The organism is Candidatus Nomurabacteria bacterium, assembly GCA_023898645.1.
Lineage (GTDB): Bacteria > Patescibacteriota > Saccharimonadia > Saccharimonadales > Saccharimonadaceae > UBA2112.
In genome coordinates, this window is the sequence record CP060232.1 from 529,298 (window position 1) to 543,981 (window position 14,684).

General features: G+C 46.5%; 15 protein-coding genes and 2 tRNA genes. 14 read left to right on the forward strand and 3 right to left on the reverse strand.

What is annotated here, in order from left to right; genetic code table 11:
• The first annotated feature begins 30 nt into the window (after nt 1-30).
• From H6797_02595 to rsmD, 5 genes are read left to right on the forward strand one after another with little or no spacing between them, the layout of a single operon-like run.
• A complete protein-coding gene (locus H6797_02595; protein ID USN97058.1) occupies nt 31-801 on the forward strand; it encodes an HAD-IIB family hydrolase in 771 nt (256 codons plus the stop codon).
• A 45-nt stretch (nt 802-846) separates the two neighbouring features.
• Entirely contained in the window at nt 847-1,500 is a 654-nt protein-coding gene (locus H6797_02600) for a hypothetical protein (protein USN97059.1), read from the forward strand.
• A 4-nt stretch (nt 1,501-1,504) separates the two neighbouring features.
• Nucleotides 1,505-3,535, forward strand: coding sequence for an ATP-dependent DNA helicase RecG (recG, locus tag H6797_02605; GenBank protein ID USN97060.1), 2,031 nt, complete (start codon nt 1,505-1,507; stop codon nt 3,533-3,535).
• A 48-nt stretch (nt 3,536-3,583) separates the two neighbouring features.
• On the forward strand, nt 3,584-4,363 hold the full coding sequence (locus tag H6797_02610; GenBank protein USN97061.1) for a hypothetical protein: 780 nt from the start codon (nt 3,584-3,586) through the stop codon (nt 4,361-4,363).
• Between the two features lies 1 nt (nt 4,364).
• On the forward strand, nt 4,365-4,904 hold the full coding sequence (gene rsmD, locus H6797_02615; protein USN97062.1) for a 16S rRNA (guanine(966)-N(2))-methyltransferase RsmD: 540 nt from the start codon (nt 4,365-4,367) through the stop codon (nt 4,902-4,904).
• Nucleotides 4,905-4,980: 76 nt separating this feature from the next.
• Here the strand turns inward: rsmD and H6797_02620 are convergent.
• Nucleotides 4,981-5,065 (reverse strand) — tRNA-Leu (locus H6797_02620).
• A gap of 106 nt (nt 5,066-5,171) precedes the next feature.
• On the opposite strand from H6797_02620, the gene H6797_02625 reads away from it, so the two are divergent.
• Together H6797_02625 and H6797_02630 are read left to right on the forward strand one after the other, a co-directional pair.
• On the forward strand, nt 5,172-6,806 hold the full coding sequence (locus H6797_02625) for an FAD-binding oxidoreductase (protein USN97063.1): 1,635 nt from the start codon (nt 5,172-5,174) through the stop codon (nt 6,804-6,806).
• A 79-nt stretch (nt 6,807-6,885) separates the two neighbouring features.
• Nucleotides 6,886-7,335, forward strand: coding sequence for an STAS/SEC14 domain-containing protein (locus H6797_02630; protein ID USN97064.1), 450 nt, complete (start codon nt 6,886-6,888; stop codon nt 7,333-7,335).
• Nucleotides 7,336-7,534: 199 nt separating this feature from the next.
• Here H6797_02630 and H6797_02635 read toward each other — a convergent pair.
• Nucleotides 7,535-7,621: transfer RNA gene (locus tag H6797_02635), tRNA-Leu, on the reverse strand.
• Between the two features lie 452 nt (nt 7,622-8,073).
• On the reverse strand, nt 8,074-8,883 hold the full coding sequence (locus H6797_02640) for a hypothetical protein (protein USN97065.1): 810 nt from the start codon (nt 8,881-8,883) through the stop codon (nt 8,074-8,076).
• A gap of 158 nt (nt 8,884-9,041) precedes the next feature.
• On the opposite strand from H6797_02640, the gene H6797_02645 reads away from it, so the two are divergent.
• The 7 genes from H6797_02645 (at nt 9,042) to H6797_02675 (ending at nt 14,640) form a co-directional block, all read left to right on the forward strand.
• Nucleotides 9,042-9,581, forward strand: coding sequence for a TrmH family RNA methyltransferase (locus H6797_02645; protein ID USN97066.1), 540 nt, complete (start codon nt 9,042-9,044; stop codon nt 9,579-9,581).
• A 66-nt stretch (nt 9,582-9,647) separates the two neighbouring features.
• On the forward strand, nt 9,648-10,409 hold the full coding sequence (locus H6797_02650) for a hypothetical protein (GenBank protein USN97067.1): 762 nt from the start codon (nt 9,648-9,650) through the stop codon (nt 10,407-10,409).
• A gap of 36 nt (nt 10,410-10,445) precedes the next feature.
• On the forward strand, nt 10,446-11,783 hold the full coding sequence (locus H6797_02655; GenBank protein USN97068.1) for a histidine--tRNA ligase: 1,338 nt from the start codon (nt 10,446-10,448) through the stop codon (nt 11,781-11,783).
• Between the two features lie 73 nt (nt 11,784-11,856).
• Nucleotides 11,857-12,117 (forward strand): hypothetical protein, encoded by a 261-nt coding sequence (locus tag H6797_02660; protein USN97120.1) that lies wholly within the window; start codon nt 11,857-11,859, stop codon nt 12,115-12,117.
• 166 nt (nt 12,118-12,283) lie between these two features.
• Nucleotides 12,284-12,619: a hypothetical protein gene (locus tag H6797_02665; protein USN97069.1), complete on the forward strand. Its 336-nt coding sequence runs from the start codon at nt 12,284-12,286 to the stop codon at nt 12,617-12,619.
• 97 nt (nt 12,620-12,716) lie between these two features.
• Nucleotides 12,717-13,991 (forward strand): trigger factor, encoded by a 1,275-nt coding sequence (gene tig, locus H6797_02670; GenBank protein USN97070.1) that lies wholly within the window; start codon nt 12,717-12,719, stop codon nt 13,989-13,991.
• Between the two features lie 52 nt (nt 13,992-14,043).
• Entirely contained in the window at nt 14,044-14,640 is a 597-nt protein-coding gene (locus H6797_02675) for an ATP-dependent Clp protease proteolytic subunit (protein USN97071.1), read from the forward strand.
• The last annotated feature ends 44 nt before the right edge of the window (nt 14,641-14,684 follow it).

Here is a 14,684-nt window from a genome sequence, read left to right on the forward strand (position 1 = left end):
GAGAGCTCGATAATAATTCTGGAGGGACACATGACAAAGAAGGTTATTGCTTTTGATCTTGACGACACACTTGCTGTTACGAAATCACCCATATCAGACGAAATGAGTGAGATTCTAGGAAGACTTTTAGAACACTATGATGTATGCGTAATTTCTGGTGGTAATTTTGACCAATTTAAAAAGCAGGTTGTCGATAGGCTTGAAGTACCTGCGCATAAATTAAACAGGTTGCATCTTATGCCAACGTGCGGCACACGTTATTACCGTTATGATGAGCTTAAGACCAATTGGGCTTTGCAATACGCCGAAGACCTGACCGATGCTCAGAAAAAGGACATTGTTGATGCGCTTGAAAAGGTGTCTAAAGAACTTGGCTTATGGGTGGAAAACCCTGCAGGCGAAATCATTGAGGATCGCGGCAGTCAGGTGACGATGTCTGCGCTTGGACAGCAAGCAACTCCTGAGGACAAGTACGCTTGGGCTGAAAAATACAAAGACGTGCGCCCAGTTCTTCGCGACAAGGTGGCAGAGCGGCTGCCCGACCTAGAAGTGCGCATAGGGGGTACTACCAGTACTGACGTGACTATGATCGGTATCGATAAGGCATATGGTATGAAAAAACTATGTGAAGCAATTGATATTAGTAAAGATGAAATACTATTTGTTGGCGACAAGTTACAAGAGGGCGGCAATGACTATCCGGTAAAGTCAATGGGCATTGATACTATTGAAGTTCGTCATCATGACGATACGCTTTTTGTCCTTGAAGGTGTTTTGGGCGTCACAAACAAGAACTCCTAGAAGTAGTTACAAAATAACATAAATATGTTATAATAACCTCATAATATGAACACGCCTAGCACACCTGAGCTTAGTGATATTCTCGATGAGATTACTCCAAAAATCGATTTCGCTCTTAGCGAGGGTTCGATAAATGAGTATTTAGAGAATCCCGATTTGCCGGCAGACCTCCAGCGTCGTGATTGTAATTGCAACCCCACGAGCTGGTTACTTTCATTTGTCCTTCGGGATATGGGTATTTTTGCAGTACCTCATTTACGGACGGGAAGTATAGCCTACCGTAGTGAACAAATACCGATTGCGCATGTCGTACTTAAAATGCCGACGGGGGATAACCGAATAATCGATCCGACGTCTCAGCAATATTATAGATTTGTTGGCTTAAGACCTTCTAGTGTTATAAATGACCCGGATCTTGTCAATTTATATCCAAACAACAGAGTCGCTATCATAGAACCTGATGAAAATGGGTTTCAGGATAACTTTGCAAGCATTGCCCATGACGTAGAGAGGCGCCTTACAGAGAGAGGAACTAAGGGAGGACTACTCTCGGGCTCTACGCTAGATGAAAAGAAGAATGCCTATAGTCAGTTATGGAGCGCTGATTCGTATAAATCTATGTTCCAGCCAAAAAGAGATTTACGGCGCGCGATAACACAGTCGGCAATTGTTGCAGACCGTTACGAACTGCTAAAATAAATTCATGCATTTAAACACGCCGCTCGAAGCGGTAAAAGGTGTCGGCCCAAAGATAGCCGAACAGTTAGCTGTTGCTGGTTTGGAGACTGTTGGCGATTTGATATCATTTTTGCCACGTAAGTATGAAGATTTTTCAGTCGTCGTGCCTATCACGGAGATCAAGCCAGGCAATCAAACCATTCGTGCTCGTTGTGAAAAGGTAGAGACGAAGCGTGTGCGGAGGGGTATGACAGTGACCACAGCGTCGCTGGCAGACAAAACTGGCAAGCTGCAAGCAGTATGGTTTAACCAGCCGTATCGCGCCAATCAGCTCAAGAGTGAAGACGAATTTTACTTTTCGGGTATGTTTGAATTCAGCTATAACCGCTACCAGCTGACGAGCCCGAGCGCAGAAAAAGTGAGCGAAATTCCTGTGTCGAGCGATCGTATTGTTCCAATCTACAGAGCAATCAAGGGTCTAAAGAGCCAGCTTGTACGTAAGATATTAATTGAACTACGTTCGTACATCACAACCATATCGGACCCGATGCCGGAAGACATAGTAAAAGATCAGAAATTATTGCCGTATGCGAACGCGTTACTAGCACTGCACTTTCCCAATAACGGCGATGATGTAACGCGTGGACGTGAGCGGTTAGCCTTTGATGAATTGTTCCAGTTACTGCTTGCTGCGCAACTTAACAAGCAGGCTAATAATCAGCTTGCAGGATGGAAGTTGCCATTTAACAAATCGGCCGTCCAGAGTTTTGTTGAGCAGCTTCCCTTTGAATTGACGGATGCGCAACGGCGAGCGGCGTGGGATATCATCCAAGACTTTGAGCGCGAAACTCCCATGAATCGACTACTACAAGGCGACGTAGGTAGCGGCAAGACTGTCGTCGCCGGGTTGGCGGCTCGACAAGCGGCCGTAGCTGGGTTTCAGTCTGCAGTCATGGCCCCCACTGAGATCTTGGCTTCGCAGCATGCGGAAACCTTGGCTGGGATGCTGCAGCCACACGGTGTATCGGTTGCGCTGCTCACCGGTAGCGTTAAGGGTAAAGTTCGACAGGAGCTGTACAAACACATTGCAGACGGTAGCGTAGACGTTGTCGTCGGTACGCATGCGCTTATACAAGAAGCAGTAAAATTTCATAAACTTGGCTTTGTTGTCATCGACGAACAGCATCGTTTTGGTGTAGCGCAACGTCAGGAACTATTAAAAAAATCCCACCAAATGCCGCACCTACTGGCAATGACTGCTACTCCTATACCCCGAAGTCTCGCTCTGACGGTGTATGGCGAGCTAGATATCAGCATATTGAATGAACGACCAAAGGGACGCAAGCCGATTATTACTAAAATATGGTCACCAAACAGCCGGCCTGGGTTGTATGAATTGATCGAAGAGCAGTTGGCCAATGGCCGGCAGGCGTATGTTATATGCAGTTTGATTGACGATAACCCCACGCTAGAGCAAAAAAGCGTGCAAGAGGAATACAAAAAGCTGCGTGTTGGTCCGTTTAATCATCGTCGGATTGGTCTGCTTCATGGCAAGTTAAAGCCTGCCGAAAAAGATGCCGTGATGGGGGATTTCGCAGCGGGTAAGATTGACATATTGGTTAGTACCACTGTGGTGGAAGTGGGCGTGGACGTTCCTAACGCCACTGTCATGCTGATAGAAAATGCTGATCGTTTCGGGCTTGCACAACTACATCAGTTGCGTGGCCGAGTTGGTAGATCCGATATGCAAAGTTATTGTTTCTTGATGATGTCCGATAGCAGTGCGCCGACGAGGCGATTGAAAGAGATCGAAAAGTCGGGCGACGGTTTTTATCTCGCCGAAGTAGACCTGAAGTTGCGTGGGCCGGGAGAGATATATGGTCGGGCGCAGCACGGAGAATTAAATCTGCAAGTTGCCACACTTGGTGATACGGCGCTTATTGCTCGAGCTCAGCGTGCGGCACGACAATTCGTCGAATCCGGTCGTGATTTGTTACAATATGAGCAGTTAGAGAAGCAGGTTGAGAAATACCGGCGTCTGACAAAATTGAATTAGCCTGACATGTATAGCGGAACGACACTACGAAATAAGTCAGGGCGCGTTATGGGCGCCCACCAGCGGATTGACCGCCTTGCTCGTCGTGAGTTGGCTCATTTACTTCGTAAAAAACGCTACTTCCCAACTATCCGCGAAATCTTGCATTTTGAGGGGCTTAACGGACCAGACGGCATAAAACGAAAAAGTCCCGGACAGGACGAGCCTTGGCATTATTTGGATCCGACAGACCAAGAAGATGTGAAACTGCGCCAGATGATAAATGATCATATTCATAATTTGTCAGTTGCGCTCGCAAAAGGTAATTCACAAAGAGCGGCTTTTGAGGCTGCTTGGATGGCGCACGCAATTACCGATGGTTTGACGCCAGCACACCACTATCCACTCGAAGAAAAGCTAGAAGAACTACGAGGCGGAGAGGGGCTTGAAACTCGAAATACTCCACGAAAAAAGCTGCTAATGCCCGGAGATACTAGGCGGCAGAAACTGCGTAATAACTGGGAGTATTGGGGAGCCAAAGGAGTTATGACAACTCACTTAGCCTTTGAGCTGGGTATTGCCACGACAATAGCTGCCGGTCGTTTGCAAGATACCGCTCCGTCAAAAAGCGACATTGCACGCCTTAAAAGGGATGGTTTCATGGTGTTATTTGACGAGGCATTGGATCATATCGTCGATTTGCAGCTGTATGAAGAGTTTACGCGTTCAGGTTGGACGCGACGACTTGCGCGTGACACTAGAACCGAGCTAGTGCCAGAGATTATTCGTATTATCACCTTGGCTTGGTACAGTTCAGTATTAGCCGCCGAAGAGAAAGAGAAATCATAGCGTGCGGATTATCGCAGGTCGATTAGGCGGTCGTACGATAGCGTCTCCGGACGGTAGGCGAACTCACCCTATGAGTGAACGAGTCCGGAACGCTATGTTTAATAGTTTGGCCGATAGGGTTCAAGATGCTTACGTGCTCGACGCATTTGCCGGTACGGGCGCAGTCGGAATTGAATCGATTAGTCGTGGTGCGAAATTTACAACATTTATCGAGCGCGATCGGGCTGCGCAAATAGTCCTGACTAAAAACATAGAAAACCTTGGTTTAACAGATGAAACGAAGATTATTAAAGCAAGCGTTGCCGCCTGGACTGAGACGTATGACGGGCCAAAATTTGACCTTATTTTTGCTGATCCGCCCTACCATGACCCCCAGTTTTCCACAGTTCAGCGATTAATAGGGCTTTTAAAACCAGGAGCGCTTATGCTATTATCTCATTCAGGAAGCAGTGAGAGCCCGACCTTACCTGGAGTTGTTGTGGTGGACAATCGTGGATATGGAGATGCGGCAATCACCATCTTCCGACAAGAAGGCGCGTAAGCGTCTTCTTGTCTTGTTATGACAAATAATAAATCATCCGACTAATTTGTCGGATGATTTTGCAATTTCAGCTCTCTGGTACGGCAGAAAGGACTTGAACCTTCACGCCCGGAGGCACTAGCTCCTAAGGCTAGCGTGTCTACCAATTCCACCACTGCCGCACAAGAGAACTGAGATTGTTAAATTTTGATTAAGATTATTATACCAAATTTTCCTCGGTAAAACTACTCTTTTTGAATTCATGGTGCTTGTGCTATGATAGTTGCAATGAGCAAGGTTTCGGAGTATCTAAACGAGCATTTGCAAGGGGAGCTGTCGACAAACGAGCAGGTTCGTCGAGCGTTTTCTACTGACGGTAGCGTCCTTTCGATAATGCCAGACATGGTTGTTTACCCACGCACTACTAGTGACTTGCGCAAGGTTGCCCGATTCTGTTGGCAACTTTCAGAGAAAGGCCATAAGCTTCCTATTACTATGCGTGGTGGCGGTACTGACCAGACGGGAGCTGCCATAGGCTCTGGTGTCATAGTGAACACGACTGCCCATATGGATACTATTTTCGAGATTGACGTTAAGCAAAGACTTGTACGCGCTCAGCCTGGAGCTACATTCAGGACACTTAATCAAGCACTTCGCGTACAGGGGCTTTATATACCATCTTTTCCAGCATCACAGTCCTTTAGCACCATTGGTGGGGCTATCGCAAACAATGCTAGCGGCGTATTGTCTGGGCGATTTGGCTCAACTATGGAGTGGGTCAAGCAACTAGAAATTGTGCTTAGCAACGGTGAAATACTACAGACCGGCAGACTAAGTAAACGTGATTTAGAACGCAAAAAAGGCCAGCAGACATTCGAGGGCGAGATTTACCGCAATATCGATAACTTGATCATAGATAACGACAAGGTTATTGATTCACTGGCGATTGATGTTCGCGACAACGTCGGATATAACATCGTCGATGTGAAGCGGCGAGATGGATCGTTTGACCTGACACCTATATTTATTGGTAGCCAAGGCACGCTAGGTATCATTTCTGAGGTTATCTTAAAGGCAGAGGCTAGTTCGGGGCCACCTCTCGTGGGTGCGATTGCTTTTAATGACTTTGAGTCCGCACGTGACGGTATGGAAGTGCTGGCTGGCCTCAATCCAACTTTACTTGAATATGTGGACAATAGATTACTAGAGAAAGCCACGGCAAATGGTAATCGCTATCCATTTTACACAGAAGCCCTAGAGGCGGACAAAGTCGCCGCAGTTGTAGTGATGGAGTTTGACGAGCCTCATGATCGGGCGAAAAAGAAGATAGCCAAAAAGGTTGCGAAATTGTTTAAAGACAAACCATCTCACCTCGTACTCGAAAATGACGAGTTGATTGCTGCAGAACTAAGGCTAATCGCAAATCTACCAACAATGGCACTGGTACCTGATAAAAGTAACGACAGTGATCCTGGAGTGCTCCACGGGGCCTATATACCTCCGGAACGTTTTGAAGATTTTACACATGGAGTAGAGAAATTAGAAAAGAAATATCACGTAGACCTACCGTTATGGGGGCATGTGACACAAAGCGTTTTTCATGCACGACTGTTACTAGATTTGACGAAGCCAAGTGAACGGCACAAGGTATTAAAGCTGCTAGCTGAATGGGGCGTTTTGGTGGCCGAAAATGGCGGACATTTGATTGGTGAAGCTGCCGAAGGACGGCTTAAAGCAGCCTTTGCCTATAAAGACATGAGCGACGAGATGAAGAAGCTGTATGCTGATATACGTGATATATTCGATCCGATGGGAATGATGAACACGGGCGTCAAGCAGTCTGTTGATTTAAAGAAACTTATCGATGAACTACGTACGAATTACGATATTGCTAGTTTCGCTGGCTACGTAGAAGGAGAGTAGTTTAGCCGTTCTTCTGGCTTATCTAGGCTGAGTAAGATTCATTACAGCATGCACGTAGTGTTGATAGCATAATGTAGTAATGATTCATTCTCACACGAAACCTGATAACGAGGTTTTCTTAGACAAGCACGGCATCATCCACTGTGTGTATTATGGTCAACAGACTGCTCAGACTTTAGAGCCGACTCATGAGCGGACGATGAAGATAATCGTAAATTTAATAGCAAACGATAGTCCCGTATGGATACTTGCCGACATCAGACGTATGGGTCAATACGATGTACCTGCGCGATTTGTTGAAATGCACGCCAGGACAGCGATTCCGTATTGGAAGATGGCAATCGTTACTTCTGAACCTGGTTCAATCGGTGAAAGAATCTCACGACAGCTGACTGCCATGTCTGGTAGAAAGGGTGAGATTCGCTATTTTAAGCGCGAAGACGATGCGAGAGGGTGGTTACTTGCCGCTCAGAACGGAGGAAGATGGGAGCCAAAAATAAACCAACCGTCTCAATGGAGTGCTTCGTAAGAGGTAAGTTTCATTGGTACGGATGAGAGGACTATCGGCTAAAGCCTCCTTCGTTTGCTCATTCTGGCAAAAGTAAACTTTTCCAGAATTTCACCGCACTGCGCGACCCTCCACTTCAAATTTTGCATGCAAAATTTCGTGGAGATTCAAGTCCGACGGCGACCAAATAAAAAACCGACACGAAGGTCGATTCTTTATTTGGTACAGATGAGAGGACTTGAACCTCCACGCCCTTGCGGGCACTAGCACCTGAAGCTAGCGCGTCTACCAATTCCGCCACATCTGCGCATTGTAAAAGTTATGTACGGGTCGTAGTTTATCGTCTTTACGGACCTTACGCGCTACGCGTCTACGCATATTTGCATTCACGCAGACTGCCAATTGCGAACTGTAAAAGTTATGTACGGGTCGTAGTTTATCGTCTTTACGGACCTTACGCGCTACGCGTCTACGCATATTTGCATTCACGCAGACTGCCAATTGCGAACTGTAAAAGTTATGTACGGGTCGTAGTTTATCGTCTTTACGGACCTTACGCGCTACGCGTCTACGCATATTTGCGTTCACGCAGACCGCCAACTGCGCATTGTAAAAATTATGTACGGGTCATAGTTTATCGTCTTTACGGACTTTGACGTGCTCGCATCTACACATGATGTACGTTTCACACAGCCCCCCAAGCGAACGTCATTTACAGCATCGAAAATTATAACCCATTACAAACCCAGTCGCAACGACTTACCGGGAAGGTGTGCCCAATATACTCACGACAAGTGCGGCTACGATAACGAGTGTAGATAGTGCTAGCAGAAGGATGAATGGTAGTGCGAGTGTTAGCCAAGAAAGCCAGTGCGCTTGAGGTTTTTTGTTACCAACGCTTTCGAATTGTTTGTAGAGTGTCGCGTTTACCCCGGTTGAGACGATTGAAGAAACTACGCCGAGCGTGAGTATATTAAGTAAAGCATTCGAGGCGTAGGTAGTTATCCATCCGTTTTTTGTCATACGAATGCTTTCTTTGATGGCAGCATTGCCGCGCAGATTTTTCTTTTCATCATAAAACGCTACCCCGGCTAGACTATATCGAATAGACATAATGATGCCAGGTACGATAAAAAGGAGTGTCCACAGAAGTAGCTTGGTAAAGATAATAACTTGTAGCCATAGATACGGCCAAAGGTTCTCGAACGCATTACGAAAAGCTACCTGTAGGCTTACTTTGTGACCTCGGGCTAGTTGGGCCGACGTGTACGAAGCAACCCCATTAAAAAGAGCGGAGACCATGACCACGGCCAGCCCAATTATGGCGAAGCTTTCAATTGTGAATATCCATTCGTTAATTGACCAAGCGCGAATTGTAGAAGAAACAGCATCAAATGAATATTTAGTAGGATCCGGAGAGATACTATTTGTAAACAAGTTGAGTGTCGACAGGATGATAAAAAGTATGAAAATAGGCTGGGCTCTGTTAGCGAGCAAGCTAATACCGTTACTCGCTATAAAAAACGGGTTATTTTCGAACTGATTATGTGGTTTAGATTTATTTGCCATATATAGGTATGTTCATACATAAGTATAGCAACAAGCTTGAGCCTAGTATAGTGCGCGCGTATATCAGAAACACGGTGATTGCTAATTGCAGAGGTTGTCCTTGTGGCTGACAGTACGATGATTTTGCTCGGTGTAGCCGCCACTGCTAGACTGTATGTATGGATGATAAGATTACAGCAGACAATGATCACCGTAATGTCGTTGATGAATTTCGTGGCATGAGTGTTGAAAAAATCAAAGACGAACTAAATTCGAGAAGAAATCGGCTTCATATTGCTGTAGAAAATCTTGAACGTGATTTTAACGCTGGTACGATCGTAAGAAACGCCAACGCTTTTAACGTTGAGGCAGTGCATATAGTCGGACGTCGGCAATGGAATAAGCGAGGAGCGATGGCGACAGATCTGTACATGAATGTTTATTACCACCCGACAATTGCCGATTTTATAGAGGCGACCAAAGGCCGGAGTGTGATAGGTGTCGATAATATAAACGGCAGCGTTCCGCTGCATGGATTTGCCCTACCTGAAAACTCAGTATTAGTTTTTGGTAGCGAAGGACCTGGCCTGAGCGATGAGATGGCGCGTAAATGCGAGGCAATTGTTGCGATTGAGCAATTTGGTAGCACGCGATCTGTTAACGTCGGTGTTGCGTCTGGCATTGCTATGTATAACTGGCTACAACAACACGTATTGTAAATATTTTTACATCATAGACTGGCACTCTCCTGAGAAGATAGATAGTAGGTAATGGAGGGAAAAATTATGCCAAGTCTAAAAGGGGTGGTGAGAAACATTAATACCACGCGCCCACATAGTATGGCACTAATGGCAGGCTGCACCTTGGTGGTGGCAGCCGTGCTTGTGGTGACATCTGTCGTGCAAGCGTATGACAATCAAGCTGCGTACGGTGGATATTATGGATTAAATGACGGGAGCTCTCTCGACAATGGATATGGTAGTGGGGGTAATGCACCGTACTCGGATGGGGGCTACGGTGGCTATCCAGTCGGAAGCGGGTATCTTGCTGGAATAGGCGCGGGTAGTAGCACCACCCCATATGATAGCGGAGGGTATCCTGTCGGTACCGCCGGAAATAATGGCTATACACCCGTCGATACTGGTAGCTATCCGGCCGGAGCCGATGGGAGTAATGACGGTAACGTGCCTATAGACAATGGAAATGCGCAAGATAATGGTGCGCCAGTCGATAATGGTGGCGTGCCGGACAATAGTATACCTGTTGATAACGAGACAAATAACACTACCGCGTCACCATCACCAGAAGCAAGCCCGTCGCCTCAACCAGTTGCGACTGCTAACGCTACTGCAAAAATTATTATCAATAAAGTGGCGCCAAGCTCTGTCGCACGTGCTACATCTACTTCAGTACCGACCGAGCTTCCTGTTACTGGTCTTAGCGGAGGAACGATAGCGAGCGGTATAGGTTTAGCTGGAGTCACTGCTGCGATGGCATACTACCTAAATTCGCGACGTGAACTACACCGTGTGATTTCAAGACGCTAGGATTACTCGAATATCCTTGGTATAATAACAGGGATTATGAGCACACTTTCATCGCTGCCGTATAAAGGCACACGTGATTATTACCCGGAAGACAAGCGGGTTCAGAACTACATATTTGCTACATGGCGTAAAGTCGTAGAGCGACACGGGTACCAGGAATACGGTGCGCCACTTATTGAACCGCTAGAAGTCTACACTGCTAAGTCAGGAGATGAGTTAGCCAATGAGCAGACGTATAGCTTTACCGACAGAGGCGATCGAGTTGTTGCAATCCGACCAGAAATGACACCAAGCATCAGCCGTATGGTTGCCGCTAGGCGGCAAGAAATGGCATATCCAGCTCGTTTGTATAGCATAGCTAATTTTATGCGTTATGAGCGTCCACAGCGTGGTCGTGACCGAGAATTTTGGCAGCTCAATGCTGATTTGTTTGGTGTTGAGGGTTCGCTTGCCGATGCTGAAATTATCGAACTGGCACACGAGATCATGCAAGAGTTTGGCGCTAAAGGCGACATGTATGTCATCCGGGTAAACAATCGTGACCTTATCGACCACATGATGTCTAGTTATCTTGGCCTTGATGCCGTTGGCTCGCAACTCATGATTAAATTATTTGATCGCAAGGAAAAGATCTCTAATGACGATTTTGCTCAGCAGGCAGCCGAAATTTTTGGCAACGAGCAAGTCGAGGAAGGTCTCGCAAAGTTACGGCAACTTGTTTCAGCTACGTCCATCGAAGACCTGCCGTCTGAATTGCACGAGACAGAATATGTCAAAGAGCTCGAAGACTTATTCGAACAGTTACAAAGTGCTGGCGTTAAGAATGTTAAATTCGACATCACACTTATGCGTGGACTAGATTATTACACCGGCATGGTGTTTGAGGTCTTTGATCTACATCCGGACAATAATCGTTCGTTGTTTGGTGGAGGCCGTTATGACGGTCTAGTTGGCTTGTTTGGTGCAGAACCTATACCGACTGTCGGCTTTGCTCCTGGTCTGACGACGACAGAACTATTCCTGAGGTCACATGAACTTCTTCCTGTACTTGCTCCGACAACTGAAATAAATATCCTTGTTGTAGACGATAGTATGTCTGCTGCGCTGGAAGCGGCTCGTAAATTGCGAGAAGAAGGCGTTAAGGTAGAAGTCGACATTAGTGGGCGTAAATTAGATAAGCAAATAAAGTCAGCGCTCAAAAAAGAAGTTCCTTACTTGATGTTTGTTGGATCTAACGAAGTCCGAGAAGGTATATATACGCTGAAAGATACTGCCACGACAACCGAAGAAAAAATGAGCTTAGAACGAATTATTGGCAAGGTGAAAGATCATAGGCGCAATGGCGTAGATAGTGACGAACTGCCAAATATTTAACAGACTTATACAGCCAAATTTCATATCATAATAATTGTCCAATGAGTTCCAATTCCAAAGGAGGTCTCAGGATGTGCTGAGGATAAATGCGACAAAAGTCGCAACTCTCGGTGTTCTCGGAGCCGTCCTGTTTACAGGTGGATCCATGGTTGCTGTTGCTACGGCGCCAGCAGCGAAGGCAGATTATTGTTCCAGTGGATGGGTGCCGACGACTACATGGTCGACATGCGACTATCCGATTGAACCTGATGGTAGTCACATACATTGCGACGCCGTGTTTGTATTTGGGTTCGGTGGTAGAAATTGCTATCGGGTATATCCGCCACCACCGTAGCAGAAGGTCGTCTGTTCTGAGAGCAGCTCCGCGTTTACTTTCACCTGGAAGTGGGCGCGGAGCATTTCGTTTGCAGCGACAGTGCTAGATATTTTACAGACCTGCATGACAGGACCGATTATCATAAAAATACCCAGAGGTACCATTCCAAAGGAGGTCCGAGGAAATGTATAAGAAGTTTGCGGTAAAAGCTGCAACTCTGGGTGTTCTTGGAGCAGGTTTGCTTCTTGGCGGTACCGTCGTCACGGGAGCGTCGGCTCCCGAGGCGCATGCTAACGGATGCTTCGGATGGAATGGAATTTTCATTCATGCGCAGTGGTGTGGTGGCGGTCCATGGGGCGGATACCCTGGAATTGGGTATCCGGGAGGATGTGGTGGTTTCGGTGGGTGCTATCCGAATGTCGGATATCCACCACCTCCATTATTTCCCCCGCCACCTCCGCCACCACCACCGCCACCTCCTATTTGGGGACCTCCGGGTCCCGGTCCGTGTGGGTGCTAGCCGTCCAAGAACACACTCCGTGTCCCCGCCGCACTTAAAGGCGGGGCACGGAGATTTTTTTGCGAATCATCGCCACCTCTGTTATAGTTATGTAAATATGAAGACCACCACAAAATACCTATCAGATACCAAAGTTATGATGACCATCACGCTCGATAAAAGCGAGTTAGATGATGCCGAAAAGGTTGCGTTACATAAGCTTTCAAAAAACGTTAAGGCCCCAGGTTTCCGTAAAGGTAAAGTTCCAATCGCCGTCGCTGCCAAATATGTAGATCCAAACACATTAGCAAACCAGACGGTTGACGACGCGCTTAGCAAAGCCGTGTCAGTCGCCTTTACTGAAGAAAAGATACAAGCACTTGATCGCCCTCAGGTAGAGGTTACGAAATTTGTTCCTGGTCAAGAACTTGAATTCACTGCAGAAGTAGATGTATTACCAAAGGTGAAACTTGGCAAGTATAAGAAAATGGGCGTCAAACGAGTCGTCAGTAAGGTTAAAGAATCAGAGATTGATGATGTCGTTGAACGAATGCGTAGCGGTCTTTCTGAACGTAAGGAAGTTAAGCGAGCAGCCAAGGACGGTGATGAAACCGTCATCGATTTCATCGGGAAGCGTGACGGCGTTGCATTTGACGGCGGTACGGCAAGTGACTACACATTAAAACTAGGCTCTAACCAATTTATACCTGGATTTGAAGAAGGTGTCGTCGGCCATAAAGCTGGCGAGGAATTTGATATATCTCTAAAGTTTCCGGAAGACTATCATGCCGACGCTCTTGCTGGTCAAGATGTCGTCTTTACAGTTACGCTCAAGACCGTAAATGACGTAGCGCTACCTGAAGTTAATGATGCATTTGCTGCCAAAGCCGGACCATTCAAAACAGTCAAGGAGCTTCGAGATGACATCGAACGTGAGCTTGCGAAGTCTCACGAGCGTGAAGCAGATGATAAGTTTAAGGATGAGTTGGTTGCTAAGCTCGCAGAAGTCAGTGACGCCCCTGTGCCTGAAATTCTGATTGAAGACCAAGCTCGCTCAATTGAACAAGATATGTCACAAAATCTCGCATACCAAGGTATGACCATCGAGAATTACCTCGAGAGCAAAAAGTTGTCTCACGAGGAATGGCTGAAGACAGAGGTCCGCGATGCAGCCGAACGCCGCGTAAAGGCCGGACTTGTATTAGCAGAGATGAGCAAGGTGGAAGAAATCACTGCGACGAGCGAAGAGCTCGCTGCAAAGGTGAATGAATACCAGCAAATGTATGGTAAGCAATCCGGACAGGACTTCACAAGCCCTGAGCTACAGCGCGATATTGCCAATCGACTCTTGACCGACAAGACAATTGACCGACTGGTCGAACTCAATAAATAGTAGAATTAGCACTCTATTGACGTGAGTGCTAATTTTGATTTATACTTAATACATGACAAAACCAACGAACTATTTAGTACCAACGGTTATTGAACAATCTTCAGAGGGCGAACGGGCGTTCGACATATATAGTCGATTGCTAAAAGAACGCATTATTTTTCTGGGTGAAGATGTGAATGAGCATACGGCAAATCTTGTTGTTGCCCAGTTATTGCATCTTGCCTATGAAGATCCAAAAAAGGACATCAAACTATACATCAACAGTCCTGGCGGTAGTGTGTATGACGGATTTGCTATTTACGACACCATGCAATACATCTCACCTGACGTTCAGACGATAGGAATTGGTGTACAGGCAAGTATGGGGGCATTTCTTCTCTCGAGCGGCACGAAAGGCAAGCGTATCGTTCTGCCAAATAGCCGATTGATGATTCACCAGCCTTCTAGTGGTACTCAGGGAAAGATTACCGATCAAGAGATTTCTCTTCGTGAGGGAATTTACCTGAAGCACAGGCTTAACGAAATTCTTGCGAAAAACACTGGTCAGAAGCTGGCGAAGGTAGAAAAAGACACCGACCGCGACTTTTGGATGAGCGCCGAAGAGGCCGTAAAATACGGCCTCGCCGATCAAGTCATAACAAAGGCTTAAATTCGTACTATATTTTATCCTGTAAAACTATTGACTATCTTGTT